Source organism: Solibacillus isronensis, assembly GCF_900168685.1.
Lineage (GTDB): Bacteria > Bacillota > Bacilli > Bacillales_A > Planococcaceae > Solibacillus > Solibacillus isronensis_A.
The window spans coordinates 1,086,239-1,111,173 of the sequence record NZ_FVZN01000014.1 but is presented as its reverse complement, the minus strand read 5'-3'; the positions used below and the strand labels follow the sequence as shown (position 1 = coordinate 1,111,173).

Sequence of the window (24,935 nt, the reverse complement as noted above, 5' to 3'; positions counted from 1 at the left end):
GTTGTAAAGTCTTTTAGCGGAATTTACCGCGAACTTCTTATGTATTCAAAGTGTTCATTGTACTTAACGAAGTTCTATTAATCAAGTTTTTTTCTTACAGGAACCTGCTTCACTTTATGAGCAGCTCTTTTGTTTTATTACTTACCGATTGTTCAACAATTCAAGTCAGCCTTTGAGCGCGGTTGTATATAAAAATACTGCAGAGCATGATTAATGAAATAATCGCAAACATATAATCTATATAAACTGTTAACAGCCAGCCACCGATAATAGGTCCAATAAATCCTCCTATATTTTTAAATTGTGATGCACCAAGATAGGTTCCCTTCTGATCCTCAGGTGCAATCTCCTCAATAACCGCATTCATCATCGGAAAACAGAAAATCTCACCGACCGAAAACACAATCATACTCGCAATGAACATCCAAGAGCTGTCAGAAACCCCAAACAGAAATAATCCGATCGCAAAAATGACGACACCGATTTTCAGCCTGTAAATTGAGATTTTTTCACTTAAAACAGTTAAAGGTAACTGAAAAGCCAGTACCGTAATGGAGTTTGCGACGATCACATAGGAAAAGAGCTTCACTCCATCCTCCACATTCATGTTAATGAATTGCGGAAGTGTCGAGTTGAACTGGGAATAACCGACCGTAATCAAAATACCTCCCGCGATAAACAGCAACAGTTTCTGGTCATGGATAACCGCTTGTAGTACTGTTCGGATTTGCTGTTTTGAACTAAGTCTTTTTTGCTTCTTTTCATAGCGATTTAACACGACGAGTAAAAATATGCCATACAACGCATACATTATACCGGTAATCATAAACGGTGTCGCTGGGCTTGATAAGCTTGCGACCCATACTCCGAGCAAGGGACCCATAACAGCCGCAATATTAATGGCCGTGTAGCGTACGGAAAATAACCGTCTTTTTTTTGCATCTTCCGTAAAATCAATCATCAGTGCTTGAGTACCCGGTTCAAAAAATGAGCGGCATAACCCATTCACAGCATTTAACACGACAAAGTAAACAGCTGAAGGAGCTAACGCAAATCCACCGAATGTAAGGCTCCATATAAATACCGTAATAATAATAACCGCTTTTCGTCCGAATCGATCGGTTAAATAGCCGCCGATTAATCCACCGAATGTTGAAAACAGTGGGGCAATTCCAATTGTAACCCCGATTAATAAAGGAGAGGCATGTAGTTCATTATGTAAATATAAAGCTAAAAACGGGATTGCCATAAAGCTCGCAGTCCGTACAAAAATCGTCCCACTTAATATGATCCAAACAAGTGGATGAAAATAGTTAAAAATCCTTGCCATAGCCTGCCTCCTGTAAATTTTTAGAGATAACTTCCATTATACAGAGTTTGCGTAAAGAATATTTCTTTAATATGAAATTTCTGTATGGTTTTACTTATCAATTTCAAGATAATGGTATAATGACTGAAAATAGTAGGTTGGGAGGTTTTATGTAAGTGAAGCTGACAAAAGAAGAAAAGTCTTGGATTTTATACGACTGCGGGAATTCTGCTTATTCCATTGCGATCACTACCGCCCTTTTCCCCATTGTCTTTGGGATGTTTCAAGGTGTGAACAACATGGATTTAGGCTATTTCAATTCACTCGCAAGTATACTTGTCGCCGTTCTTAGTCCTATATTAGGAGCCTTTGCTGATTATAAGGACAAGAAAAAACGTTTCTTCACATTTTTTGCGTTAGTCGGAATTATTTCTACTCTTTCTTTTACATTTATTTCACCGGATAGCGGGCAATGGCAGCTCTTAATCGTCATGTACATTCTTTCATGTATCGGCTTTGCCGGTGCCAATATTTTCTATGATTCTTTCTTAGTCGATGTAACGACTGATGAGAAAATGGATAAAGTATCATCCTCCGGCTTTGCTTTCGGCTATATTTCAAGTGTCATTCCATTTGGGATTAGTTTAGTCGTCATCTTAATTATGGGGATGGATGCAGCGATCGGTTATCAAATCGGATTTTGTATTACCGCGCTATGGTGGGGATTACTGACTATTCCGATGATTAAAGATGTCAAACAGCGCCACTATATAGAACCCGAACCAAATCCCATCGGCAATAGTTTCAAACGATTAGGTCAAACCTTTTTAAATATTAAAGACTATAAAATAGTATTCATGTTTTTAATCGCTTATTTCTGCTATATAGATGGTGTCGATACAATTATTAAAATGGTTGTTCCGTATGCGACAAGTGTTTTAGGCTCCGATGGGCTAAATACGTTTATACTTTTGGCCATTTTACTCGTAATTCAAATTGTAGCGTTTCCTTTTGCGTTGCTTTATGGAACGCTAGCAAAAAAATATTCGACACGGGCATTAATTATTGTCGGGATTACGACTTATATGATTGCTTGTATTGCAGCATTTTTCATTTCAGAATTGTGGCATATCTTTATATTAGGGATTATGATTGGATCTGCACAAGGAGGGATTCAGGCACTTAGCCGTTCCTATTACGGGAAAATTATTCCGAAAGAGCGCTCAAATGAATTTTTCGGTTTCTATAATATTTTCGGGAAATTTGCTGCGATTATTGGTCCTTTTTTAATGGCGCTTACAACAACGATGACCGGTGATGCCAGATACAGTATTTTATCAATTATCCCTCTATTCATCATCGGGCTCATTGTCTTTTTAATGTTGCCAAAGGATGCGCATGAACAAACTAAATTAGCAGGGTGATCTAATGCAGAAAATAAGTAATCATGTAATTGTCGTTTCATATGATGCCTTTTCTAAAGATAATTGGGAAAGTGCGGCATCGAAACCGAATTTAGCAAAACTGATTGAACGAGGGGCATCCACAAATTTATTAAAAAGTGTGTACCCTACCCTCACCTATGTCATACACAGTTCGTATGTGACAGGTGTCTATCCAGACCGGCACGGGGTTTTCCATAATAATCCGTTCCAGCCGTTCGTGCCTGAGCAGAATCAAAACTGGCACTGGTTCCGCAGTGATATCCAAGCTCCAACTATATATGAAGCAGCACGAAAAAAAGGACTCACAACAGCCGGTCTTTTGTGGCCGGTATCAGGAAAAGCGGATATTAACTTTAATATCCCTGAAATAAAAGCGGTTAAAAATGAAAACCAGGCATTGAAAATACTGAAAAGCGGCAGTAAATTTTTTACGTTGCAAATGGAAATGAAGTTCGGAAAAGTTCGGCAAGGGATTCAACAGCCTTATTTAGATGATTTCACAACGCTATGTGCAGTAGATACGATTAAAAAGAAAAAGCCGAACCTACTTTTAATGCACTTAATTGGCCTCGATGATACAAAGCATTTACATGGAACAAAAGGGCCTCATATTGAAGAAGTCATTGAACGGATGGATCGCCGGATTGGAGAGCTCGTTCAGGCAACAAAAGAGGCGGATATTTATGAAGAAACGACTTTTATAATTGTCGGAGACCATAGTCAGCTCGATGTTCAGTACAAAGTGTATTTGAATCGGATTTTATACGAAGAAGGTCTGATTTATGAGGAAAATGGCAAATGGCATTGGCGCGCGTATGTTCAAAGTGCAGGTGGAGCCGCTTATTTACATGTACAGCCAGGTGATGCGGAAGCAGAACAAATAGCACTTACTATTTTACAGGATGCAGCACGGAATGAATCTTACGGAATCGAAGCCATTTTAAGTACGGAAGAACTGCAGGAATTTCATATAGCCAGTCAGTTTCGCTATATGATTGAAGCAAAAGAAGGGTATGCGTTTGAAGACCATTTACAGGAGGCTGTCATTGACTTACATGCACTCGGAAAAAAGTATGCGACACATGGCTACTCCCCAAACAAACCCGACTATACGAGCAACCTGATTATTTCCGGCAATGGTGTTATAGCCGGTTCTAACATTGGCGAAGCTTGTGTCGTTGACATCGGTCCGACAATTGCGCATATTTTAGATCTGGACTTTGGTAATACTGATGGCAGAGCATTGACTGAAATTTTCAAGAGATAATAGAGCTTGGCAATCTTCCCTATTAAAAAGCTCTGTATAGAAAATCCCTTTTGAATGATTAGAATCAAAAGGGATTTTTATTTTATAAAATTTGTTAATGACAACCTCACCTAAAAACCTGTGGAACTATCTATAGGTGTATCCTGACCGTTTATTTTTACATTAATTGAATCATATTGTGCATCACCACGAGTAATTTTATAGACGTATTGTTTTAACTCGCTATTTTCTTCGTTTTCGGTATCCAATTTTATATCTAATATGTTTTCTCTCTCTTCAAGTTCAGCTGTTACTGATCCGTCAGATTGAAAAATAATATATTTTACATCGCTTTTACTGTCATTAACTAACTGCAATGTATAGTCGGTATCAATACTCTCTTGTACTTTTTGGGGAATCTTTTGAACTTCAGTAATACTTAATTCTGATGAATTACAAGCTGCTAATAATATTGCTGAAACAAACATTAACGATAATAGTTTTTTCATATTAAGTCCCCTTCCTTGATTGGCCATCTTTTTAATCATCTTTTATTTTGCTTTCTTGGAAGTTAAGCAATTTTTAAACGATAACTATTGTCTTTTGTTAACCTCCATTACAATGAACTGCGGCAAATAACTTGGCGTACATCCTTTTGCTACTTTATCATCTTTGTAAAGGCCTATATTTTTACCGAGTTCAATACAGCGTGCACGATACTTTTCCTCATATACACCGATCCAGCCTGCTGTAAGATTCATCGCCCATTGAACTTCCGATTCTTCCTTGCTAATGTTCGCTTCTATTTTAGAAAGCAAGTCTGCTGTATTATCAGGCGGTGTTTGTCCCGTCCATCTCAGTCGCGCCTGATAATACCAGAAAGCTCGCCTTTGAAGAGCAGAATCGCTGTTTTCCCATGACTCCATCATTGCGATTGTTTTCTTACCTTTCATAAGCTGATTTGCCATTAACCAATCCATTAAATTATTTCGCTCACCAAAAGCATGCATTTGCATATCCTGATCAAATTTAGTTAGCACCGCTTGTGAAAGAAGTTTTTTGTCCATAATTAAAATTGCCAATAATCGGGGCAAATACGCCTCAGTTGACCACAGTTCCATTGCTAATTCATGATCTTTTTTTATATCTTTGGCAATTTTGCGTAAGTCGCCTAACTTAGTTTGACTATTGATCTGAAGTAAGATATTTTCTGCTTTTGAAGAACATTTAATTTCACTCATTTTACATAGCTCCTCTACTAAAGAATCGATTCTTATTAAAAAGAACCAAACATATTGGTTATATTCAATATGTTTGGTTCAGAGAATTAAAAATATCACGTTTATGATTTCTTTTTCGGAAATAATGTATACGATAATGTAATTACAAAATCAACGGCAAGAATAAGCAGCCATACATGACTGAATTTATTGATCCCTTCATTGTCAAAAGGGAAATTACTTTTCTCTCCATCGAACCACGTTCCGAATAACTCATTCAAGGGCGTTTGCTGCAAACTGTCTGAAAAACCGACTGCAATAGCAAATCCTATATGAACAAGAACAAAAACTACGAAATGCCCCGCAAATTGCTTCCATTCTTGTAACGCATAAGCCTTACCATACAGTTTAACAGGTTGGATTGATTCATCGATTGGCTCTCCCCTTCTTTTAGCCACCCACCTTTTAATAAAGGCATCGAGTTTTTTAAAGTCGGATTTCCCGAATGTCATTGCGTATACAATAATGATGACGATGATAATTTGATAAATCGAAAATTCACCTGTTCGCTGATAATCGAAATAAGCCAAAAGTGCAATCCATAAATCATTCACAATAAAAATTACAAAAACGACTAAACTCAGCTTTTTCAGCTGAAACCAGTAGCGCAATAGCAAAAAAGCAATCGCACATACCCAGAAAACAACTTCTGCAGTAATGAGGAAAAACCACTTATAATCCAAAATAAAGTCCATTACTTCCTCCTTTAAAATCGGTTACTTGATCTATCCATTCTTATAATACTTGAAAATGTAAGAGATTAACATTTATTCCGCAAATTCGTTCACTTTAAATTCTGACTAATCATAGAAGAAATATTAAGGTATGATGAATGAGTAGAATACATTTTTACATTTTGATAGAGGAGCTGAATGTCTTGAAAAAAAAGCCGATTTATGTGGAAACCGTAATAGACAGCTCGATTGAAGAAGTATGGCATTATACACAGCAGCCTGACCTGCATGAACAATGGGATTTACGTTTTACATCCATCACCTACAATGAAAAGCAGCATGAGGAAGCACCTCAAACTTTTACATATACAACTAAAATAATGCCGGGACTGTCAGTAGGTGGTTGGGGTGAAAGTAAAGGAACACATGAGAAAGCAAGTGGCGTTAAAACCTCTTCTCTCCATTTCGGAACACCGCAACTGATTTCCCCAATCAAGGAAGGTCGCGGCTACTGGCAGTATATTCCGAATGGTGACCGTGTAACCTTTCTAACCCAGTATGACTATGACGTTCGGTTCGGTCGATTCGGGCAATTATTTGATCTGCTGTTCCGCCCCGTTATCGGTTGGGCAACTGCACTTAGTTTTAATGTACTGGCAAGATGGATTGAAAGTGGAGAAAAACCGGCAACCCAATACCGGCGATTTTTCAGCTATTATTTACTCTGCTTCCTGTTCAGTTTTACATGGTTCTATCAAGGTCTCATTCCGAAAGTGTTGATGAAGCATCCGCTTGAAATTGAGATGCTGATGAAACTGTCACCGCTAACGTTAGGTCAAGCATCAACGGCCATTATTTGGATAGGTATTTTGGAGATGATCATCGGGTTACTCTTTTTAATCCCGAAATTGCAACCGCTGCTGATAAAGGCGCAAATTTTATTATTCCCATTGCTGACATTAAGCGCAATTATTGCTGCACCTTCTGTTGCAACCTCACCATTTAATGTCGTTACATTTAACATTGGTTTATGGATTGCTTCAATTATTGCTCTACTGCTTACAAAAGAATTACCGACAGCAAGATTCTGCAAACGAAAAAGAGGTGCTTAATATGATTTACAAAACATTGCTGGCCAAAGACTTTCACAGGCTGCATCCAAAACTGCAGGAAAGGTACCGCCTTCCATTTGGCCAACCCTTTCATGCACAAGGAACAATGCAAGTCATTCATTCCGGACCGCGTTTTTTACGACCGATGTATCAACTGTTTACGAAAACAAACTTCCTTTTTCCCGAGTCCGGGAAAGAAATTCCGTTTACAATAACGAATACCGCAAGAATGAACAATGATAAGGAAGCCGAAGTCTATTGGGAGCGCACTTTCTATTTTCCACTCGCAACACGCAAGTTCAATGCGACGATGACAGTCGATTTGGAACGGCAAATCGTAAAAGATTATTTAGGGGATCCTGCACTCTTTTACTCCGATTTAAAAATGGATGTTACAAAGGACGGTTCCTTAATGATCCGCTCCGCAGAACAGCGTGCCGTAATCAGTCAGAAAGAAGTTGGTTTGCCAAAGAAACTGACAGGCCGAGTTGTTGTAACGGAAGGGTATGATGATGTGCTCGATGTGTATACGATTCATGTCTCCATTTATAATGATCTTATCGGAAGGATGATGATGTATGCTGGTCAATTTACGCCATGTGCTCAGTAGACCTTTAACAATCATTGGCCTTGTTTGTATGGCTTTGCTTCTATTATTTAACGAACCAACATCCATATATTATTATTTGACGCTAGCTCAACTTATCTTTGTACCAGTCATGCTGGAACAGTTAGTTTTGCTGAAAAATTGGCAAAGACTCATTATAGCAACCGGTCAGTTTGCAGTTACAATACTGTATTTCACACAAAACGATTTCCTCATCCTGCTTTGTGTACTTGCCTACTTACTAAGTACGCTTATTGTTGCCTCCTATGGGATTAACCGGTTTTTGAGAAGAGGCTTTGTCAATACAGCGGAAATGATGATCGATATCGGTCTAATTTATATTGTGATGGGTGGACTGTGGTTTTTGGCATTCCATCTGCAGTTGAATACAGGGTTCAGTCCGATTATTACATGGCTGACCGCTATTCATTTTCATTACTCCGCCTTTCTGCTATGCATTACAGTCGGATTGATTGGGCGTCTTCATATGACCCGCTATTACAAGTTTTGCTGTGCAGTCATCGCTGCAGGACCAATGCTAGTAGCAGTCGGGATCACTTTGTCAAGGATCGTTGAAATCATTTCGGTTAGCTTATATGTACTCGCCATTTTCAGCATCAGCTTTATGAAATGGCCATTGCCGCGTATGCAGCGTCTCTTCATCCGCCTGGCATTTCTGACATTATGCTTTACAATTATTTGGTCGTTTTTATACGCTTACAGCAATCTATCAGGAACGAATCTTGTAGATATTCCGGATATGCTGGACTTCCACGGTCTTTTAAATTGTTTAGGATTTGGTATCGCGATTGTGATTGGTTGGAGTCTTTTTGTCCCACCGACAAAGCATTACGGTTTTGCATTCCCGGTCAGTAAAATTCGCGGGCGATTTTCCCCAACAAACAAACCGGTACGTGGATTGGTCGATGATATGGCGTCTTATGTTAATAAAGAGGAATTTCCTGAATTAGTTAGTGAGTTTTATGAAAGTACTACACAATTTGAATTAAAAGCGTCTGTTCAATGGGCTACATGGTTTAAACCTTTTGCTTTTGTGTATCAGTTCATCAGCAGGAAAATGGGACAGCTGAATTTACCGTTTTCTTCAAAAACGATTATGATGGACGGTGAAATTTGGCAAGTTGATCCGCATCATGATGGCCGAGAAAAACCGCGCGTTTGGCAAAGATCGGTCAATGGTGACCCGGTATTCAATGCAATATACTCCACGCATCAAGATGCATCCAATACCTATATGAATATTGCATTGCCTCTGCCCTTCTCTTCAATGCACGGTATACTGCAGCTTTCCGTAAAAGACCGCGCACTGTACTTAACAAGTGATGGGCAAGGCGATGCCGGTACGTATTTGGCGATCGGTTCTTATATATTTAAACTGCCGTTACATGAGTATTTTGTAATTAAGGAACAACAAGGAGCCCTTACCGCAACCCATCAGATGACACTGTTTGGTATGAAGTTTTTACAGATTGATTACTACATACAGAAAAAAGCTGATAGTTAAGATACGACAAAAAAGCTACCATTTCCTAAAAAAGAAAATGGTAGCTTTACTTTTTAATGCCCTAATCATTCAATTATTTTGCTTCTTGTCTCTTAATAATAAAGGGTGCTGCCAATAAAGCAAGAATAAGGATAATGCCCAAATAACCGATTAGAGGATAGAAATAACTCACTAGGCCAGTAAAGCCCACAAAACTTGCCAAATAGCCCACAATCATTGTAATCGTAAAGAATTTTTTAAATTTCTGTGTCCCTGTTTCCGCAAAACGTGCTGAGAAAGAAAAGAACATTCCTACCGCAGTATTATATATCATGCAAAAAATAACTAATGACATGATAATACCTAGTGTTGGCGATAAATTACTAACAATTCCCAGCATTGGCATGTCCAGTGTACCAACTTCTTCGATTTTTGAGAAAATCGCTAAATGCATTAATAGAATCAGAATACCTAAAACAAGTCCTCCAACTAATCCGCCTAGCGCTGCTGTTTTTGGATTTTTTTCAGCTCCGCCCATCACAATGGACATCGAAGCTCCAACTGCGATATTAAATGACACGTAATTAATACTGGAAATAAACCAGTTTGGTAAAGTAGTCGGTGTTGCTTGCGCTACGTCGTTTAACGATGCAAAAGTTCCATTCATCGTTAGAAAACTGTAAATCGCAATAAATATTACAAAAAGAATGAGAAATGGTGTAATGCTTCCTATAATGGCAACAACCCGTTTTACTTTCAAAAACCCTGTTAATAATACGAGTATTGTCATAAGAGTCGTACCTACAAAGACCGGTAAGCCAAACTGCTGATTTAAGTTCGAACCGGCTCCAGCTAGCATCACGACACCTACGCCAAACAACGTAAAAATAAGAATAAAATCGATTACAATTCCAAGATATCGCCCGCTTATTCTGTAAATAACATCTTTATGTGATGTCGTTTTTGTATAACTGCCAAGCCATACTAAAAGCATTCCAATGCCTGAAAATAATACCGTTGATAAAATGGCTCCGAATATCCCGAGTATTCCAAAGCTCGTAAAGTATTGCAGTATTTCTTGTCCAGAAGCAAATCCGGCGCCTACGATCACGCCAATAAATGCGCTTCCAATTTTCAATATATTTTTCACACGTCTAATTCCCCTTTTAATCCTTCGATCAATATGTATTAAATTAAATGAATTACTAAGGCTATGTTGTTCCCCATTTCAAATTTTCCGATTATCATAGCCCTTTTCAGATTTCTCCCTAAATGCCCCCCTCCAATATAAATTTAACTACAATTTTTATATTATATCATACCACTATTACAATATTTTATTATTCCAAATATTCATTTTTTATAAAACGAGTAGGAAAATGGAGATAGAGATTCGTAAAAAAACATCTTTCTCAAATGAGAAAAATGTTTTTTGTTTGCGATTATTAAATTTTATAAGAAGAATCAACCCGTTGCATCTGTACGGTCAAAGTGGCGACCTTTTTTCAACGCTTCAACAAATTCTGAAATTCCTGTTGTGACACCAGGTGCATTCGCATAGCCTTTATCTAAAATTTCGGTTGAAGCATACCCCAATGCTTTATAGTGGTTGAAAATTTCATCAGCAAATCGTTGTACTTTACGTTTAGGCACGACACTATCGAAAGTCGCGGCAACAATTAGACCATCATAAAGTACAGGAGATGCGGTTTCCAGCGTGTGATCAATTTCACGCTCACCGATTCTTCCTTGCTTATCGCTGATCAACTCTACTGTAACGCCCTCGTTTTCCAAAGGAGTAATCAGTTCTTCCAAATTGCTGTTTGTATCAACAATAATACCGACTTTTTTCGACTTTAAGAATGGTATCTGATTTTTTAAGATACTCACAGCATCAGATGGCTGTTGATCGGCAACTTGCTGGATCGATTCGTCTGGTGGTGTAACACCGATATTTTGTGCAATTTGTTCAGCCATTGCACGGTCGACACGAGCAAACATATCGACTGCTGCTTTGCGGATTTCAATTGTTTCTACTTTCCCCAATTCAAAACTGAAAGCATTGATAATATGCTGTTTTTCCACATCTGTTTGGCTTAACCAGAATTGACGCGCTTGGCTATAGTGATCTTCAAACGATAAGCTTCGAGCACGTACTTTTCGACCTTCGATTTTTTCCTGGTAATGAGCATAGCCGCCTTCATTTTGCGTCACTACATGCGGTGTATTGTTTTGCAAACTGTTTTTCCCGTATGCAACACGCCCTTTATTAATCGTCATTCGACCATAACCATCACGCTGATTATTATGGAATGGGCATACAGGACGGTTGATCGGCAACTCATGGAAGTTTGGTCCGCCTAATCGAATCAGTTGTGTATCGGTGTAAGAGAATAAACGTCCTTGTAATAACGGATCGTTTGAAAAATCAATTCCCGGTACAACATGTCCTACATGAAATGCAATCTGTTCCGTTTCTGCAAAGAAGTTATCAGTATTTCGATTTAATGTCATTTTTCCGAGTTTGCGAAGCGGAATCAATTCTTCCGGCCAAATTTTTGTCGGATCTAAAATATCGAAATCAAACTTGAACTCATCTTCTTGTGGAATCAGCTGCACAGCAAGTTCATATTCCGGATAATTTCCGGCTTCAATATTATCGAAAAGGTCACGGCGATTAAAGTCCGGGTCTTTTCCTGCGATTTTTTGAGCTTCATCCCATACTAAAGAATGAGCGCCGAATACAGGTTTCCAATGGAATTTTACGAAGTGGGCTTCCCCATTGGCGTTGACAAAACGGAAAGTATTTACACCAAACCCTTCCATCGTACGGAAACTTCTTGGAAGCGCTCGGTCAGACATTTTCCACATAGTCATATGTGCGGTTTCTTCATTGCTTACGACAAAATCCCAAAAGGTATCATGGGCACTTTGCGCTTGAGGAATTTCATTATGTGGCTCCGGTTTTACTGCATGAATTAAATCCGGGAATTTAATTGCATCTTGAATGAAGAAAATTGGGATATTGTTTCCTACGAGATCATAGTTCCCTTCTTCTGTATAAAACTTCGTCGCAAATCCTCGTACATCACGAACTGTTTCTGCTGAACCTCGTGAGCCTGCTACTGTTGAAAATCGAACAAAGACAGGTGTTTGGCGACCTTTCTCTCCTAAAAAATGAGCCATCGTTATATCTGATGCATCGCCATAACTTTCAAATACACCATGAGCCCCCGAACCTCGTGCATGTACTACTCGTTCTGGAATACGTTCATGGTCGAAATGGGTCATTTTTTCACGAAAATGAAAGTCTTCCATTATTGTTGGGCCACGTTCACCTATCGTTAATGAATGCTCGTCATTCGTTAACTTTAATCCATGATTCGTAGTTAACGGCTGCCCTTCATCTTTCGTAGTAAACTGTTTCAATTGCTCGACTTTTTTATTGTTGTTCTCCAATTTACATCCTCCTCATTCCAAAAATAGCAAGTTCCACAAGATTAGTTATACTCAACCATCTCTGTTACTTTTCTACCCTATTTTCCGAAAAGTAGTCCTATGAAATATAATCGTAATATTTTAATCTTAGTCGAAATGGCGGAACATATTAGGTAACACCCCCGCCAGCAGGTTTCCCGATACCGTTGATGACGGACATGCCAAATGAGCATAGCCCCGGGTTATATGATTTGAATAATTAATTTCTGCTTTAGCATTTAAATCAGACCCACTCTATCACACTTCAAAAAATCATCCATTTACTGAGTAAAAGGATGATTTTTTGTACTATTTATTTCTTATTACTTGGCAATGCTATTTGATCAAATTTATCAACAAGTTTCCGCAGCCCCTCGCTTAGTTCTTCTCCGCTCATCGGCACGCCATGTCCTGTAACCGCTACAGAAGGATTTAATGCTGCCAGAATTTTTACTGATTCAAAAGCTGCGGCCCAGTCCGGCGTCAAATACTTCGGGGGTCCGTTCACTTCTTTTTCCTGGGTAAATACTTTATACAAGGATTCCTGTTTGACCGTCACAAATGCATCCCCTGCAATAAGTGCTCCGTCGCGCTCCCTAAATAACGAAACGTGTCCTGGTGTATGTCCCGGTGTATGAATCCACTTAAATCCTTCCATAAAAGGTACGGTTCCATCTGGAGGAAGCTCCTGGACAGATTCCCCTAAGTCAATTGCTTCATTCGGGAACATCGGGGACATTTTAGCGACTAATCCGCTATCAACAGTGGGGTCCGGCTCCGGATAATTTTCTAAGCCAGTTAAATACGGCAGTTCCAGCTTGTGAGCGAAAACCGGTACTTGCCAATGTTCAACAAGTTCAATGATAGCCCCTACATGATCAAAATGCCCGTGTGTTAAAATAATTGCTTTCGGTTTTGCATTTTTCCCATATCTTTTTTCAGCCACATCAATAATTTCTTGTGCGCTTTTCGGCATCCCGGCGTCTATTAAAACAAACCCGTTATTATCAGGACTGCTATAAAAAATAATATTTGCAATTTGAATCGTGTGAACATATAGGTCGGGCAATAGCTCTTCACTTACACCACTTTTAACAGATGAGGCTGGTATAAATTTATAGTCATCACCGTAATTCATTTGTTTATCCAAAATGAAAACCCCCTTCATAAAATTTTTTCTGAATTTTCAACAGTTATTCCAATATACCCGTTTTCACGATTTCTACATCTACTTTCGGGGAAATATCCTCTGATTTATTGACAAGTGATGAATAATAGCATAAAATGACATTTTCTTCTTGCCCAAGCTTAATTTCTTTGCGACAAAATCTGATGAATGGAGGAATTGCTTATTAAGTCGTTTACTTTCCTGCTTTATTTCCATTGTTTGTGTCAACAAGACTTTCCCCTTTTTGACACAGTATAGGAAATTAATAAAAGAGTTATTCATTTTAGTTAAAGTCGGGAAAATTGGGTAATATAAAGAAAAAGCGGTGCTATATTTAAAAGCGGATCCTAGTTATTATTATCCCTTTCGAACTAGTCACACCTTATTTCTACGCAAAAAAATAATCAAGAATGTTTATTTTTTTCAAACTGGGCAATACATTTATATGTCACTGAACGGAGGTTATAAAATGAAAAAAGTAGGCATTGTTTTTTGGAGCTCATTTACTTTAGTAATGCTGGCTGTACTAGTTGGTGTAATCGCTCCACAAACTTTAGAAAATGTCACCAAGAACATTCAAAATTTACTTACTTATAATTTTGGCTGGTATTATTTATTAGTCGTTGCAATTATTATTGCGTTTTGTGTTTTCCTCATATTGAGTCCTGTTGGAGCCATACGTCTTGGTAAGCCGACTGACCGGCCGGACTACAGCAATGCATCGTGGTTTGCGATGCTATTTAGTGCGGGTATGGGAATTGGTTTGGTATTCTGGGGAGCTGCAGAGCCATTATCGCATTTCGCTATTAGTTCTCCTGAGGCTCCTGAAGGGTCCCAACAAGCATTAAAAGATTCATTTCGTTACACATATTTCCATTGGGGAATTTCTGCCTGGGCAATATACGGAGTAGTCGCATTAGCATTAGCCTATTTCAATTTCCGAAAAGGCGCACCAGGTTTAATCAGCTCCACACTGTTTCCTCTTTTCGGTGAAAAAACAAAAGGTCCACTTGGTCACACAATCGATATAATTGCAGTTTTCGCTACCGTGGTTGGCGTTGCAACAACACTCGGTTTAGGGGCTCAGCAAATTAATGGTGGTCTTGCATATTTATTTGACTTACCAATAAACTTCACTGTCCAACTGATTATTATTGCAATTGTTACTGTATTGTTTATAATTTCTGCTTCTACTGGTCTTGATAAAGGAATTCAAATTCTAAGTAATGGGAATCTTTATTTAGCGGCGGCCTTGTTACTATTAACACTGTTTCTAGGTCCTACCGTATCCATTATGAATGATTTCACATCCGGTCTAGGAAATTATCTGCAACACTTTGTACAAATGAGTTTACGTATGGAACCGGGAGATGTTGGCAGTCGTGATTGGATCAACAGCTGGACGATTTTCTACTGGGCATGGTGGATGTCCTGGTCGCCGTTTGTCGGTATTTTCATTGCACGTATTTCAAAAGGACGAACGATCCGGGAATTTTTATTGGGTGTAATTTTAGCACCGACACTTGTTAGTATTTTCTGGTTTGCAACGTTCGGTACAACAGCGATTGATACGTATCTTAATAAAAATGAAAGTCTTGTTGATTTACCGACAGAACAAGTATTATTCGGTGTATTCGACCAAATGCCACTTGGCTTTATTTTATCGATTGTCGCGATGCTGCTCATCATGAACTTCTTTATTACTTCGGCCGATTCAGCGACATTTGTACTTGGTATGCAAACTACATTCGGATCTATGAATCCATCTTTTAGAATAAAACTGATTTGGGGAATTTTACAGGCTGCGATTGCGGCAAGTTTATTGTTCTCAGGTGGTCTGACCGCACTGCAGAATGCCGCCATTATTGTCGCCTTCCCGTTTTCGTTGATCATTTTGCTGATGATTCTTTCACTCTACAAATCGTTAATGGCTGAGCGTAAGAAATTAGGTCTCTACATCCGCCCCAAAAAACAGCCTCCAGCGAATGGCCAGAAAAAAGATGGTTGACCGATTCCATATGAAAAAGCGTCGCAAATTTACGACGCTTTTTTTATTAGAAAATAATTTTCCTCTTATTAAAATTAATAACTACTTTATTTTCCATTCACTGCAACCTGTTCATCCCTATTGAACTCCACTGTAACATATTTGCGTGGCTTTGCTGATTTGTACCATTGCCAGCAGAAAATAATGATTAGAGCCACTTCAATCCAATCCCCGGCATAGTACATGACCATACTTCCCATTTCCGCTTCTTGCTGTGAAACTCCAGCAGGCGGATTTGCATACATATACTTCGACAAAATATCATGACCGGCAATCGCAATAATTAAAACTGCTGCGCGGAATCGGTAGGAATATTGGTGGTAGACCGGATCGAAATAAATAATGGAAATCGTAAATACATAACCTGCAATAAAAAAATGCAAATGAATAAATAAAGCGAAAAGTGCATTTTCGTGCATAAAAGTATACAAATCCGTTGTATACAGCATCCAAAGTCCGCCTACATTTAAAACTGCGGCAGTGACCGGATGCGAAACAAATTGGAGCAAACCGCTTTTTAAAATAGTCGTCAGCTTACGCGCCACCGACGTGTTTGCTGTTCTGAGCAACAATGTCATCGGTTTGGCAATCGCCATAAATATCGGTGCGACCATGCTTAACAATAAATGGCTCACCATATGTGCCGTAAAATTAGAATGCGCACTGTTTGCCAAAGGACCGACAACTGCAGCAAGTGCAATAATCATACCAATTGTCCAGCAAATTGTACGGAAAATAGGCCATTTTTTATAGCGCCGATTCGTTATGATGACAGCGGTTATATATGCTGCCAATAAAAATATGAAAATGAACCCGAGAATTAATTGAAGGTTTATTGCAGGTACCGAATGACTTACATGTCCATGACTGTGCAGCAAGTATAGACTATTCATTTGCAGTCTTCTCTTTTAAAGTACTGTTTTTTGATGTGCGGAATAATAGATAAATACCGATTAGTAAAATAATCAGAGCACTGACATTCCACACAATATCGTACACAATGACATTGTCCACGTATCGGATTTGGTGGATACGCATCCATTTATGTTGAATGATACCGTCATACAATTGGAATACACCAACCCCTAATAATACGCCGCCAAGCCACCGTTGAAAAATCAGACCATTTCTCCGACGCAGATCTGCAAATAAAAATAAGCCCGCTATCGTAGCAAACCAGCTGAAGGCATGAAAAATACCATCGGAAATTAACCCGATATCCGTTGTCGATTTGTCGTAAAAATGATGCCATCTTAACAGCTGGTGAAAAACAGTTTCATCAATAAAGGCAATCAAACCGATGCCAAACAAGATTCCTGACCACATGTTCCGGCGCGAAACTTCTAAGTCGTTGTTATTTCTCATGTCAATTCAGAGCCCCTTTACGTGTAAATACTTACATCTAATCTCTCCAAATACATCACAACATATTCGATAATAGAAGTTCCCCTCTTACCTTATTGACTAAACCTAATTTCCTGCATATAATCCTTGTTCTTCGAAAGTTTTAATCAATTCGTTTATATAATCGTTCATCTCTTGCTCAGTCGGAACAGTTTCAAGCAGCTCAGGAACCGTATACAGTTTCCCGTCTTTTACTATCCGATCGATTTTCATTGTATTTTCTATATCGCTAAGAGGGTTTTCATTCAATACTAACAGATCCGCTGTATAACCTTCTTTTATATCGCCTAAATCAGCTGTTTTCAAAGCTTTCGCCGCATTTATTGTAGCTTGCTGAAGGGCCTCAAAAGGTGTAAATCCGGCATCAACAAACAGCTGAAGCTCCCGATGTAATGCAAAGCCCGGATATGTAAAGATTCCAGCAGGAGTATCTGTACCTGTCACGACAGTGCCGCCCATCTTATAATAAGTATAGGCAATTTTTTGAATCGTTTTCGTCTGAATACCTATCGTAGCCTGTCCTTGTTTTGCCTGTGCAGCTGATGGCCAATGCTTAAATAAATAGTCACTGTTCTCCATATGATCAATAACTTCATGTTTTGTTGTCCAATATTGGTCTGCTAATCGCATCTGATCATATAATACAATTGTCGGACAAAGCTTTATATCCTTTTCCACTAATTTTTTACATACGCTTTCTATCAACTTTTCATCAGGCTGATCCCACGGAATTGTATCCCAGACCTCTTTTGGCGCATCCATTGTCCAATGTGGATACATTGCCTGAATAATACCAGAGCAATGTTCAAGCCAATCAATCCCTATATGTGCCGCATGAAGTGCATCCACTTTTTTTGAATAAATTAAATCACTGCTTACTTCCAGATTGTATTTACGTGCTTCTTCAACAACTGTTTCCATATATTCAGGAGCAAGCCAGCCGTAAACTTTAATAAAATGTGCCCCAAGCTCTACTTGCCGCGCTACTTCCGTTTTTGCAAGATCTGCATTGTCGACATTGATGTTATAGGCCGTATCATCTCCCCACAAGCCTGGGGGTCCATCAATCATACGATCTGCAGAAATAACGCTCGGCTCCAATTCACTTCCATTCGCATCGATAAATGGTTTGAGTTCAATCATGCTCCCCGCAGTATTTCGAACCGTTGTAATACCTGCTGCTGTGAAGTAATTGGCAAAATGTTTTTTTACATGGACATGCATATCAATCAATCCCGGAATTAACCATTTATCCGTAAAATCCAATACTTCAACGTTATCCATTTGAAGATTAGGAGCCACTTTTACTATTTTATTATTTTCAATATAAACATCCTGTCTAGTAAACTCCCCTGTTTCCATATTGACGACAAACCCGTTTTTTAATAGTTTCATTTTCAGACCCCTTTAAATTTTATCCCTATATTAATTTTAGTTTAATTTAAATATTCTGGAAATTATATAATTTTATTACAATAAGAATGAGGTGAATCGGATGAACACAATCGGCGAAAAAAGTTTAATCAGAAAAGCGAACGAAAGTGATACGTCACAAATACTTGCTGTGATGAAAGATGCGGAACAATCAGGATTTATGCTCTTTGCACCGGATGAAAGAAACATGGCACCAGCTTCTTTAAGCAAGTTAATCAACTCCTTAAATCAGAGACCAACATCCGGTTTCTTTATCGCAGAGCATGAGGATGGAATATTAGGCTACCTCCTATTAAAAGCGGAAACGTTATCCCGTACTTCTCACAGGGCACAAATTGCTGTCGGTGTACATAGTAAAAGTCGCGGTAAAGGAATTGGTACCGCGTTGTTCGACTATATGATTCAGTGGGCAAAACAGGCGCAGCTCCACCGTCTGGAGTTAACGGTCATTGAGCATAATGAACAAGCTATCCATCTTTATAAGAAAATGGGGTTTGAAGTGGAAGGCGTGAAAAGAAATTCTTTACTGGTTGACGGACAATATGTAAATGAACTGTATATGTCGAAATTGCTTTAATCATAAAAGGGGCTACTCAAGTAAAACTGAGTAGCCCCTCACACTCTGTCCAATTTTTGTGTAGATAAATCCAGCACATGCCATAACATGTGCCAGACCGATATCGTCATTTAACGAATTGTTTTTAACGCTTTTGACCATGGAATTACTTGGTCCAGCATTTGGTTTACTGAATCAGCCTGCACATCTTTCGGCTTGAAAGTTGTACCGTTTTCGAAATCAGTAAATAATGATAAGGCTGGGTGTACACGCACATCCGCAACAAGTAATTCACCTAAAATACCTCGTAAATGTTCAGCAGCACGTGCTCCGCCTACAGAACCGTAAGATACGATACCCGCTGCTTTGTTGTTCCACTCATCACGTAAGTAATCTAATGCATTTTTAAGTGCACCTGTGATCGAATGATTGTATTCTTGAACAATGAATACGAATCCGTCTTGTTTTGCGATTGCTTCAGACCAGCCTGCAGCACCTGATGCATCCCCACCCGGTTCTCCTAGTAATGGCAATTTGAAATCCGCAATATCAATGATTGTATAATTTGCATCGCCGCGTTTATCTGCGATTTCTTTTACCCATGTACCGACTTGAGGGCTTACACGGCCTTCACGAGTTGATCCTAAAATAATACCGATGTTTAATTTTTCCACTTTAATTTCCTCCACTTTCTTATTTCCGAATAGTTTACTGATGAATCCCATTTCTTACACTCCTTCAATTATCTTGAATTCGAGATATCTATTGTACTTTTATGCATTCTTATCAGTAACGTAAATCATTATTGCCGTTTTACTGACAATTTATCCTTGCAAGTTCATTCAATATTATTAAGCTGCAGGGTTTAATTCTAACTCTACTTTAATTTTGATATCTTTCCCTACCAATACACCGCCTGTTTCTAAAGCAGCATTCCATGTTAAACCGAAATCTTCACGGTTGATTTTTGTTTCTGCTTCAAAACCATATACTTCTACACCCCATGGGTTCGTACCTTTACCACCGTATTCAACATCAAATGTTACCGGTTTTGTTACATCTTTAATTGTTAAGTCACCAGTCACTTTGTAGTCATCGCCATCTTTTTTAATGTTTGTTGCTGTAAACTTCATTTTTCCAAACTCATCTGTGCTGAAAAAGTCCGCTGATTTCAAGTGGTTATCGCGGTCTTCATTGTTTGTATTAATGCTTGCTACATCCAGTTCAAAGCTAATTGATGCAGTAGTTAAATCCGTTAAGTCTGCCGCTTCGACGTTTGCCGTATAGTTATTGAATTGACCTTTTACTTTTGATACCATCATGTGTTTTACTTCAAAACCGATTGTTGAGTGTGTTTGATCGACTGTAAATGTTGTCATTTTAAATTCTCCTCCAATTTATCTCGATTTCAAGATATATACTCAAAATAAAATTTCGAAATTAAGTATCTCGAACTTGAGATAAATATAACAAAGGTTTTACTTAACGTCAAGAGTATTTTTTTAATTTTTTTGTTTTAATTAATTTGTGTTTTAATGATTGCTATCGCTTATCTCGGCTAGAATACTTTTTTATAAAAAAAAATTCACTCTTTTTAAACTTTCCAACCACATACTGTCGTCTTATAATTGTCGACAGAGTAAAAAAGGAGCTTCAAGGAATGATGGAAGAATTAGAAGATACATTTATTACATTTATCCGTACCCAGCAAAATTCGCTATATAGACTCGCGTATAGCTATACAAAAAACGAGCAGGATGCGCTCGATGTGATGCAGGACAGCATTCAAAAAGGTTGGCTTGCACTTGATAGACTGACAAATCGGGATCAATTGAAAAGCTGGTTTTATACGATTTTAGTGCGAACGGCAATTGATTTATTGCGCAAACAAAAGCAGATCGAGCTCTTTGGAGACGATTCTTTACTGCAATTATCAGAACAAGATACATACTGCAATCTTGATTTACAGCAGGCTTTACATCATTTACCTCTGCAGTTGCGTGAGGTAATCGTGCTGCGCTATTTTGAGGATTTGAAAATCGAAGACGTTGCGCATATTTTGGCGATTCCTCTAAGCACCGCGAAATCCAGGCTTTATAAAGCATTAAAGCTATTAAAAATTGAGCTAGAGACGGAGGAGAATCCGAGTAATGAATGACAAATTAAAAAATTTAAAAGAACAATATAACAATATACCAATTCCTAAGGAACTAGAGTCGTTAATCGAAAAAAATCTGCAGTATTCTCCTAAGAAGAGCAAACGTAAACTGCCCATTTTTTTAACATCAGTTGCTGCGGCGGCAGTACTATTTACAGTAGGCCTAAATACAAATCCAGCAATGGCAAAAAGTTTGGCGGATGTACCAGTTATCGGTCAAGTCGTACAAGTACTTACATTTACTAAATATGAAATGGAAAAAGATGCTTATACTGCAGAAATTCAAGTACCACAAATTTCGGGCTCCTCTGCTGACATCGAGGCATTGAATGAAAAATATGCTGAGGAAGGTAAAACACTTTATGAGCAATTTAAGGCGGATATAGAGGAAATGGAAGCTGGGAATATGTCACTAAGTAGCGGCTATGTTATTGAAACGGATACAGATGAAATACTGTCATTTGGACGCTATGTAGAAGTCATTGTCGCATCATCTTCTACTGTTATGAAATATACGACGATTGATAAAAATGCTGAAACAGTTATTACATTACCCAGTCTTTTTAAAGATGATCGCTACATCGAAATTATTAGTCGCTATATAGAGGAAGAACTGCGCAATAGAATGATTGAAACAGAAGGGTCTGACATGTACTGGATTGGTGGAACAGAGTATCATGATGAATCATTCGGTGTGTTTGAAGGCATTACGCCTGACCAAAACTTCTATATTACCGAAGATGGTAAACTTGTGCTGTCGTTTGATGAATATGAAATAGCTCCAGGATATATGGGACTTGTCACTGTTGAAATTCCAACAAAGCTGCTTCAAGACATGCTTGTAAGCAATATATATATTAAGTAATGAAATAAAGCAGGTGTATCCTTTTAAATGGCTACACCTGCTTTATTTTCTTCTATGGTACGCCAGAATATTGGTGATCCTCGAAATAGATCTTTTTAAAATGTTATAAAATTACATCACACTAATATGATCCATTCTATTAGCTAGACATATATTTCCGATTAGATTTCGTATTCAATAACAACTTCTTTACTATTGCTAATATTCGGTGATGGCTGCGAATTATAAACACGTGAATACGGCGGAACCGAATATGTCAGCCAAATATTACTGCCAAGCACTGTGTCATGGCCAATTGTCGTTTTCCCGCCTAAAATTGTAGCACCGGCGTAGATGACAACATTATCCTCAATATTCGGATGACGTTTTACACCTTTAATCGGGTTTCCGTTCTCATCGAGCGGGAAGCTTAATGCACCTAACGTCACACCTTGATAGATTTTAACATTGTTGCCGATTGTGCACGTCTCTCCAACTACGACACCTGTACCGTGGTCAATGAAAAACGAATGGCCGATCTTCGCTCCTGGATGAATATCGATTCCTGTTAATTGGTGTGCATATTCAGACATGATACGTGGAACGATTGTTACATCCATTTTGTATAATTCGTGTGCGATACGATGGATAAATACTGCACGGATCGACGGGTAGCTTAACATGATTTCTTCTGTTGATGTAGCAGCCGGATCTCCATTATAAGCAGCTTGGATATCTGTTTGAATCGTTTCACGGATTTCCGGGAAACGGTCCATTAACTTCATCACAACATGATCCGCTTTTTCTCGGCATTGGCCATCACAATTATCAAAGTTTTGGTAGACTAACACTTTTTCGATAATATCACGCAAATCCAATGCTGATTGACGAAGGTTATTATTCAATTTCATCAATGTACGTGTTTCATCTACAACACCTTGATTATAAATCGTTGGGAAAAAAATCTCATAAAAACTATCTAATATATGATGAATCTGATCACGGCCTGTGAATCCAATCGATTTTTCAACTTCAATATGTTTTTTGTTATAGTCGATTAACTTATTTGCGATAGTTGATGTTTCTTTATTTAACCAGTCCTCGATTTTCATGTTAAAACTCCTTTTCTATTTAAAATACATAGTAATGAAGATTATACTACACAAATCGCGCAGTTTGGTCCTTCTTTTCAAAATTGTAAAGCAGCCCAGGAGCAATAGCCAGTAAAGAGCTTATACTCTATTTATCACGCAAGACGAATTGCGGAATAAGGCGAATATATATAAGTTCCCCTATAATCTCAACAATTGTCTGGGTTACAATAACCGCCACAACGAGCGAACGGATTTCCTCAGGCATTGCAAGCGCAAACGGTAATACAACAAGTGAATTACGTGTCGATCCGCTAAAGATCAGTGCACGACCTGTCCGGATATCGAGCTTCAGCCATTTCCCGATTCTCTTTGAGATAAATGGCATAATGATCATAAATGCTATGTAAACGGGTATCACTTTCAAAATCCATTCAAATGAACCCGCTAATTTGCCAATTTGTGAAGCAACTATTACAAAAAGAGTTAAAGCCATAAATGGTACCGGAAACCAGGAAGACAACTCATAAACACGACTGCCCTCTTTTTTTGATAGAAGCTGTACGATCAGCGCAAAAACTAATGGTATGACAATAAATGTGACAAACGCTTCAATAAATGGAGCGACCTCTACTGCATTTGCCGCCTGTTCGCCTATAAACAGCCATAAATAAAACGGCAGTAACAACATTTGTGCAACAAACAAAAACGGTGTTGCACTGAGCATCGCTTTTTCATTCCCCTTGCCAAGCGCTGTAAATACAATAACGTAATCAATGCATGGGGTGAGTAAAACAAGATAAACACCCAATAATAGTGGCGGATAATCTGGAATAAAGAACGTCAGCACCCAAACGACAATCGGTACTGCAATAAAATTCACTATACAAAGTGCGTAAAAGAAGCACCGGTTTGAAAAAGATTCTTTCAAAGCAGCAAAAGGAATTAGAACAAACATGCTGTACATTAAGATCCCAAGGAAAATCGGGATTAAATTTTCCAGCTGACTATGGAGCTGTGAAAAATTCAATCCTGTAAATCCTGCCAATAATAAAGTTATGATATATATTGATACTTGGTTCTTTTCCAGTTGATCTCTTGAAATCATGACAAAAACTCCTTTATCCGATCACTTTTAATAGAGAACATGTTATCCTTTTATTTCTTCATTTACAAATTGTCCAATACGTGCTCCAATGGCATCACGAACCTGCTGGAAAACAAGCCATTTTTCATCCGCCGATCCAACTGCTTTTGCAGGATCTTCAAATCCCCAATGCTCACGTCGTACATGTGGTGGAGTGACCGGACATTTATCTGCCGCATCCCCGCAAAGTGTTACAACTAACGTAGCATTGTTTAAGATTTCTTCGTCAATTATATCCGATGTATGATGAGAAATATCGATCCCGATCTCATTCATTGCTTTAATAGCATTTGGATTAACACCATGTGTTTCAATCCCCGCAGAATAGACTTCCCAATCTTCCGGTAAAAGCATCTTCGCCCACCCATCAGCCATTTGTGAACGACATGAGTTTCCCGTACATAAGAAATATAGAATTTTCTTCGTCATCTC

The 24,935-nt window shown here is 38.5% G+C and carries 24 protein-coding genes and 1 pseudogene; 10 read left to right on the top strand and 15 right to left on the bottom strand.

Going from position 1 to position 24,935, the window contains the following annotated elements; translation table 11 throughout:
• Positions 1-160: 160 nt before the first annotated feature.
• Complete coding sequence (locus B5473_RS14025) at positions 161-1,330, bottom strand: MDR family MFS transporter (RefSeq protein ID WP_079526193.1); 1,170 nt, start codon at positions 1,328-1,330, stop codon at positions 161-163.
• Between the two features lie 155 nt (positions 1,331-1,485).
• On the opposite strand from B5473_RS14025, the gene B5473_RS14020 reads away from it, so the two are divergent.
• On the top strand, positions 1,486-2,733 hold the full coding sequence (locus B5473_RS14020) for an MFS transporter (RefSeq protein ID WP_079526191.1): 1,248 nt from the start codon (positions 1,486-1,488) through the stop codon (positions 2,731-2,733).
• A gap of 4 nt (positions 2,734-2,737) precedes the next feature.
• Positions 2,738-4,021, top strand: a complete 1,284-nt coding sequence (locus B5473_RS14015) for an alkaline phosphatase family protein (protein WP_079526188.1) — start codon at positions 2,738-2,740, stop codon at positions 4,019-4,021.
• A gap of 110 nt (positions 4,022-4,131) precedes the next feature.
• Here the strand turns inward: B5473_RS14015 and B5473_RS14010 are convergent, their stop codons facing one another.
• From B5473_RS14010 to B5473_RS14000, 3 genes are all read right to left on the bottom strand, one after another.
• Positions 4,132-4,509, bottom strand: coding sequence for a peptidylprolyl isomerase (locus B5473_RS14010; protein WP_079526186.1), 378 nt, complete (start codon positions 4,507-4,509; stop codon positions 4,132-4,134).
• 84 nt (positions 4,510-4,593) lie between these two features.
• A complete protein-coding gene (locus B5473_RS14005; RefSeq protein ID WP_079526184.1) occupies positions 4,594-5,241 on the bottom strand; it encodes a DNA alkylation repair protein in 648 nt (215 codons plus the stop codon).
• A 101-nt stretch (positions 5,242-5,342) separates the two neighbouring features.
• Entirely contained in the window at positions 5,343-5,975 is a 633-nt protein-coding gene (locus tag B5473_RS14000; RefSeq protein ID WP_079526182.1) for a hypothetical protein, read from the bottom strand.
• Between the two features lie 182 nt (positions 5,976-6,157).
• Between B5473_RS14000 and B5473_RS13995 the strand changes: the two genes are divergently transcribed.
• The 3 genes from B5473_RS13995 to B5473_RS13985 are packed head-to-tail and all read left to right on the top strand — an operon-like array spanning position 6,158 to position 9,198.
• Positions 6,158-7,066, top strand: coding sequence for a DoxX-like family protein (locus B5473_RS13995; protein ID WP_079526180.1), 909 nt, complete (start codon positions 6,158-6,160; stop codon positions 7,064-7,066).
• Between the two features lies 1 nt (position 7,067).
• Positions 7,068-7,676, top strand: coding sequence for a DUF4166 domain-containing protein (locus B5473_RS13990; protein ID WP_079526178.1), 609 nt, complete (start codon positions 7,068-7,070; stop codon positions 7,674-7,676).
• On the top strand, positions 7,645-9,198 hold the full coding sequence (locus tag B5473_RS13985; RefSeq protein ID WP_079526176.1) for a YndJ family protein: 1,554 nt from the start codon (positions 7,645-7,647) through the stop codon (positions 9,196-9,198). Before B5473_RS13990 ends, B5473_RS13985 begins: the two co-directional genes overlap by 32 nt.
• A 73-nt stretch (positions 9,199-9,271) precedes the next feature.
• Here the strand turns inward: B5473_RS13985 and B5473_RS13980 are convergent, their stop codons facing one another.
• Both B5473_RS13980 and B5473_RS13975 read right to left on the bottom strand, forming a co-directional pair.
• Positions 9,272-10,327 (bottom strand): YkvI family membrane protein, encoded by a 1,056-nt coding sequence (locus B5473_RS13980; protein WP_079526174.1) that lies wholly within the window; start codon positions 10,325-10,327, stop codon positions 9,272-9,274.
• A gap of 314 nt (positions 10,328-10,641) precedes the next feature.
• The gene (locus B5473_RS13975; protein ID WP_079526172.1) at positions 10,642-12,636 is read right to left on the bottom strand and encodes a catalase; all 1,995 of its coding nucleotides are present in this window, start codon (positions 12,634-12,636) and stop codon (positions 10,642-10,644) included.
• 128 nt (positions 12,637-12,764) lie between these two features.
• Here B5473_RS13975 and B5473_RS20940 point away from each other — a divergent pair.
• Positions 12,765-12,878, top strand: a pseudogene (locus B5473_RS20940) (manganese catalase family protein); the annotation flags it as partial.
• Positions 12,879-12,967: 89 nt separating this feature from the next.
• Here the strand turns inward: B5473_RS20940 and B5473_RS13965 are convergent.
• Positions 12,968-13,804, bottom strand: a complete 837-nt coding sequence (locus B5473_RS13965; protein ID WP_079526170.1) for an MBL fold metallo-hydrolase — start codon at positions 13,802-13,804, stop codon at positions 12,968-12,970.
• A gap of 487 nt (positions 13,805-14,291) precedes the next feature.
• On the opposite strand from B5473_RS13965, the gene B5473_RS13960 reads away from it, so the two are divergent.
• A complete protein-coding gene (locus tag B5473_RS13960) occupies positions 14,292-15,830 on the top strand; it encodes a glycine betaine uptake BCCT transporter (protein ID WP_079526168.1) in 1,539 nt (512 codons plus the stop codon).
• 86 nt (positions 15,831-15,916) lie between these two features.
• On the opposite strand, the gene B5473_RS13955 is transcribed toward B5473_RS13960, so the two are convergent.
• From B5473_RS13955 to B5473_RS13945, 3 genes are all read right to left on the bottom strand, one after another.
• A complete protein-coding gene (locus B5473_RS13955) occupies positions 15,917-16,762 on the bottom strand; it encodes a cytochrome c oxidase assembly protein (RefSeq protein WP_079526166.1) in 846 nt (281 codons plus the stop codon).
• On the bottom strand, positions 16,755-17,234 hold the full coding sequence (locus B5473_RS13950; protein WP_079526164.1) for a DUF2243 domain-containing protein: 480 nt from the start codon (positions 17,232-17,234) through the stop codon (positions 16,755-16,757). The genes B5473_RS13955 and B5473_RS13950 overlap by 8 nt, the downstream gene beginning before the upstream one ends.
• A gap of 105 nt (positions 17,235-17,339) precedes the next feature.
• The gene (locus B5473_RS13945) at positions 17,340-18,668 is read right to left on the bottom strand and encodes an amidohydrolase family protein (RefSeq protein ID WP_079526162.1); all 1,329 of its coding nucleotides are present in this window, start codon (positions 18,666-18,668) and stop codon (positions 17,340-17,342) included.
• A gap of 100 nt (positions 18,669-18,768) precedes the next feature.
• Here B5473_RS13945 and B5473_RS13940 point away from each other — a divergent pair, with 100 nt between their 5' ends.
• Positions 18,769-19,284: a GNAT family N-acetyltransferase gene (locus B5473_RS13940; RefSeq protein WP_079526160.1), complete on the top strand. Its 516-nt coding sequence runs from the start codon at positions 18,769-18,771 to the stop codon at positions 19,282-19,284.
• Positions 19,285-19,394: 110 nt separating this feature from the next.
• On the opposite strand, the gene B5473_RS13935 is transcribed toward B5473_RS13940, so the two are convergent.
• Entirely contained in the window at positions 19,395-19,988 is a 594-nt protein-coding gene (locus B5473_RS13935) for an NADPH-dependent FMN reductase (protein WP_079526158.1), read from the bottom strand.
• A 126-nt stretch (positions 19,989-20,114) separates the two neighbouring features.
• Positions 20,115-20,642, bottom strand: coding sequence for a YceI family protein (locus B5473_RS13930; RefSeq protein ID WP_079526156.1), 528 nt, complete (start codon positions 20,640-20,642; stop codon positions 20,115-20,117).
• Between the two features lie 281 nt (positions 20,643-20,923).
• Between B5473_RS13930 and B5473_RS13925 the strand changes: the two genes are divergently transcribed.
• Positions 20,924-21,421, top strand: a complete 498-nt coding sequence (locus B5473_RS13925; RefSeq protein WP_079526154.1) for a sigma-70 family RNA polymerase sigma factor — start codon at positions 20,924-20,926, stop codon at positions 21,419-21,421.
• On the top strand, positions 21,414-22,286 hold the full coding sequence (locus tag B5473_RS13920) for a DUF3298 domain-containing protein (protein WP_079526152.1): 873 nt from the start codon (positions 21,414-21,416) through the stop codon (positions 22,284-22,286). The genes B5473_RS13925 and B5473_RS13920 overlap by 8 nt, the downstream gene beginning before the upstream one ends.
• A 161-nt stretch (positions 22,287-22,447) precedes the next feature.
• Here B5473_RS13920 and epsC read toward each other — a convergent pair whose 3' ends face one another.
• The 3 genes from epsC to arsC form a co-directional block, all read right to left on the bottom strand.
• Entirely contained in the window at positions 22,448-23,377 is a 930-nt protein-coding gene (epsC, locus tag B5473_RS13915) for a serine O-acetyltransferase EpsC (protein WP_079526150.1), read from the bottom strand.
• 127 nt (positions 23,378-23,504) lie between these two features.
• Positions 23,505-24,464, bottom strand: a complete 960-nt coding sequence (locus B5473_RS13910; protein ID WP_079526148.1) for an arsenic resistance protein — start codon at positions 24,462-24,464, stop codon at positions 23,505-23,507.
• Between the two features lie 42 nt (positions 24,465-24,506).
• Positions 24,507-24,932, bottom strand: coding sequence for an arsenate reductase (thioredoxin) (gene arsC, locus B5473_RS13905; RefSeq protein WP_079526146.1), 426 nt, complete (start codon positions 24,930-24,932; stop codon positions 24,507-24,509).
• Between the last annotated feature and the right edge of the window lie 3 nt (positions 24,933-24,935).

Excerpts from the sequence above, each read along its gene's own strand:
- B5473_RS14025 (WP_079526193.1), bottom strand. The coding sequence starts at position 1,330 with ATGGCAAGGATTTTTAACTATTTTCATCCACTTGTTTGGATCATATTA.
- B5473_RS14015 (WP_079526188.1), top strand. The coding sequence starts at position 2,738 with ATGCAGAAAATAAGTAATCATGTAATTGTCGTTTCATATGATGCCTTT.
- B5473_RS14010 (WP_079526186.1), bottom strand. The coding sequence starts at position 4,509 with ATGAAAAAACTATTATCGTTAATGTTTGTTTCAGCAATATTATTAGCA.
- B5473_RS14005 (WP_079526184.1), bottom strand. The coding sequence starts at position 5,241 with ATGAGTGAAATTAAATGTTCTTCAAAAGCAGAAAATATCTTACTTCAG.
- B5473_RS14000 (WP_079526182.1), bottom strand. The coding sequence starts at position 5,975 with ATGGACTTTATTTTGGATTATAAGTGGTTTTTCCTCATTACTGCAGAA.
- B5473_RS13990 (WP_079526178.1), top strand. The coding sequence starts at position 7,068 with ATGATTTACAAAACATTGCTGGCCAAAGACTTTCACAGGCTGCATCCA.
- B5473_RS13985 (WP_079526176.1), top strand. The coding sequence starts at position 7,645 with ATGCTGGTCAATTTACGCCATGTGCTCAGTAGACCTTTAACAATCATT.
- B5473_RS13960 (WP_079526168.1), top strand. The coding sequence starts at position 14,292 with ATGAAAAAAGTAGGCATTGTTTTTTGGAGCTCATTTACTTTAGTAATG.
- B5473_RS13955 (WP_079526166.1), bottom strand. The coding sequence starts at position 16,762 with ATGAATAGTCTATACTTGCTGCACAGTCATGGACATGTAAGTCATTCG.
- B5473_RS13950 (WP_079526164.1), bottom strand. The coding sequence starts at position 17,234 with ATGAGAAATAACAACGACTTAGAAGTTTCGCGCCGGAACATGTGGTCA.
- B5473_RS13945 (WP_079526162.1), bottom strand. The coding sequence starts at position 18,668 with ATGAAACTATTAAAAAACGGGTTTGTCGTCAATATGGAAACAGGGGAG.
- B5473_RS13940 (WP_079526160.1), top strand. The coding sequence starts at position 18,769 with ATGAACACAATCGGCGAAAAAAGTTTAATCAGAAAAGCGAACGAAAGT.
- B5473_RS13935 (WP_079526158.1), bottom strand. The coding sequence starts at position 19,988 with ATGGGATTCATCAGTAAACTATTCGGAAATAAGAAAGTGGAGGAAATT.
- B5473_RS13930 (WP_079526156.1), bottom strand. The coding sequence starts at position 20,642 with ATGACAACATTTACAGTCGATCAAACACACTCAACAATCGGTTTTGAA.
- B5473_RS13925 (WP_079526154.1), top strand. The coding sequence starts at position 20,924 with ATGATGGAAGAATTAGAAGATACATTTATTACATTTATCCGTACCCAG.
- B5473_RS13920 (WP_079526152.1), top strand. The coding sequence starts at position 21,414 with ATGAATGACAAATTAAAAAATTTAAAAGAACAATATAACAATATACCA.
- epsC (WP_079526150.1), bottom strand. The coding sequence starts at position 23,377 with ATGAAAATCGAGGACTGGTTAAATAAAGAAACATCAACTATCGCAAAT.
- B5473_RS13910 (WP_079526148.1), bottom strand. The coding sequence starts at position 24,464 with ATGATTTCAAGAGATCAACTGGAAAAGAACCAAGTATCAATATATATC.
- arsC (WP_079526146.1), bottom strand. The coding sequence starts at position 24,932 with ATGACGAAGAAAATTCTATATTTCTTATGTACGGGAAACTCATGTCGT.